At 71.9% G+C, this 2,711-nt stretch carries 1 protein-coding gene; it reads right to left on the bottom strand.

Annotated features, from left to right (window positions below):
• Positions 1-2,711: SDR family NAD(P)-dependent oxidoreductase (locus ACIOFR_RS42020; RefSeq protein WP_401006082.1), on the bottom strand; the 2,711-nt coding region annotated here is incomplete at both ends.

Here is a 2,711-nt window from a genome sequence, read left to right as displayed (position 1 = left end):
AGACCACGCTGCCGGCTGAACTCCACGAACAGGTCCGGCGTCGACATCACCGTCACACCACCGGCCAGCGCCAGATCGCACTCACCGTTCCGCAGAGCCTGCACCGCGAGGTGCAGAGCGACCAGCGACGCCGAGCACGCCGTGTCCACCGACACCGCCGGCCCCTCAAGACCGAAGGTGTACGACAGCCGGCCGGACACCACACTCGTGGCCGTGCCGGTCAACCGGTGACCCTCGACCCCCTCCAGGCCGTCGACCAGCAGGTTCGCGTAGTCCTGACCGTTGGTGCCGACGAAGACACCGGCCTGCGTTCCGCGTACCGAGGTCGGATCGATGCCGGCCCGTTCGAAGGCCTCCCAGGAGGTCTCCAGCAGCAGCCGCTGCTGCGGGTCCATCGACAGCGCCTCACGCGGCGAGATCCCGAAGAACATCGGATCGAAGTCGGTCGCCGTGGAGAGGAACCCGCCCTCGCGGGCGTACGTGGTGCCCTGGTGGCTCGGGTCCGGGTGGTAGAGGGACTCGACGTCCCAGCCACGGTCCGACGGGAACTCCCCGACCGCGTCGCCGCCGGACAGCAGCAGCTCCCACAGCTCCTCGGGAGTGTTGGCACCACCCGGGAAACGGCAGCTCATGGCGACGATCGCGATCGGCTCGTCCGCCGACAGCGCCGAGGGCAGGACCGCAGTCGGCATCAGCACCGCCGGGCGGGCACCCACCAGCTCCGCGCCCAGGTGCTCCGCCAGAGCCGTCGCCGAGGGGTAGTCGAAGACCAGGGTCGCGGAGAGCCGCAGGCCGGTCGCCGCGTTCAGACGGTTGCGCAGGTCGACGGCGGTCAGCGAGTCGAAGCCCAGCTCCTTGAACGCCCGACCCGCCTCGACCGACTCCGACCCGGCGTAACCGAGGACGGCCGCCACCTGCGCACGCACCAGGTCCAGGACCGCCCGGTCACGCTCGGCCACCGACATCCCGGCCAGCCGCTGCGCCAGCGAGGAACCGACCGTCGCCGTCTCCGAGGACGCCGCCCGAGCAGCCTCCAGGACCCGACGCGCCTCGGGAATCTCGTCGAACAGCCGACCCGCCCGCACAGCAGCCGATTCGGCCGCCACCCGTTCCCAGTCCACCGCCGCGATCGTCGGCGCGGTGTCGCCCTGATCCAGGGCGTGCTGCATCGCACTGATGGCGAGGGTCGGTGTCATCCCGACGACTCCGTCGCGACGCAGTCGGTCGGCCACGACATCCTCGGTGGCGAGGCCGGCTTCCGCCCACGCACCCCAGGCGATCGACGTCGCCGGCAGACCGTCCGCACGACGCTGCTCGGCGAGCGCGTCCAGGAAGGCGTTGGCGGCGGCGTAGTTGCCCTGACCGGCACTGCCGACCGAACCCGCCATCGAGGAGAACAGCACGAACGCCGTCAGGTCGTGGTCCGCCGTCAGCTCGTGCAGGTTACGGGCCGCATCCACCTTCGGACGCGCCACCGTGGCGAAACGCTCAGCCGTCAGACCGTCCACCACACCATCGTCCAGCACACCAGCGGTATGGAACACCGCCGACAGCCGGTGCGCGGAGAGCAGCTCGGCCAGCGCCTCCCGGTCCGCGACGTCACACGCGGCGACCGTCACCGTCACACCCAGCTCGGACAGCTCGTCCCGCAGCTCGACCGCACCCGGCGCGTCCAGACCCCGGCGGCTGGTCAGCACCAGGTGCTCCGCACCGCCCCGGGCCAGCCAGCGCGACACCTCCGCACCCAGCGCACCCGTACCACCGGTCACCAGCACCGTCCCCGACGGCGACCACCCGGCGGCCTCGCCACGAACGGCCCGCACCAGACGACGGCCGAACACCCCGGAGGCACGCACCGCCACCTGGTCCTCACCACCACCGGCCAGCACACCCGCGAGACGCGAGAGGACCTTGCCGTCGAGGGCTTCCGGCAGGTCGATCAACCCGCCCCAGCGCTCCGGGTGCTCCAGAGCAACCACCCGGCCCAGACCCCAGACCTGCGCCTGCACCGGATCGGCCACCCGCTCAGAACGACCCGTCGCCACCGCACCACGCGTCACACACCACAGGGGAGCGCCCACCTCGGCATCACCCAGCGCCTGCACCAGCGTCAGCGTGGCCACCGCACCACCGGCCGCAGCCAGCAACGACACCACACCGGCAACGGACACACCGTCCGAGACGGTGTCGCGCAGCTGCTCCGCGAGGCTGTCGCGGTCGTCGGTGGCGCAGTCGACCTCGACGCGCCGCAGATCGATCCGCCGACCTGCGAACAGCTCCTCCAGTCCCGTAGCGACAGCAGCGTCACCACCGTGGCCTGCCGGAACGGCGAGCAACCAGGTGCCGGACGGCGTGCCGGCGCCGGTGTCGGTCACCGGCTTCCAGCTGATCCGGTAGCGCCAGCCGTCGACGGTCGACTGCTCGCGGCTCTGACGGCGCCAGGCCGCCAGCATCGGCAGCACCGCACCGAGCTCACTGCCGCCCTCGACGTCGAGGGTCGCCGCCAGGGCGGTCAGGTCCTCGCTCTCGACGGCCTCCCAGAAGCGGGAATCCACACGGTCGACCGTCGCCAGACCCGCACCCTGTGCGGGCGCGGTCGGCTCCAGCCAGTACCAATCGCGCTGGAAGGCGTAGGTCGGCAGCTCCACCGCACGACCGCCGCGGTCGGCCAGCAGCCCCGGCCAGTCGATCCGCAGACCGCGCACGTGAGC

The organism is Kitasatospora sp. NPDC088346, from assembly GCF_044740765.1.
GTDB lineage: Bacteria > Actinomycetota > Actinomycetes > Streptomycetales > Streptomycetaceae > Kitasatospora.
The sequence above is the reverse complement of the archived record's forward strand: the minus strand, read 5'-3'. Positions and strand labels throughout refer to the sequence as shown.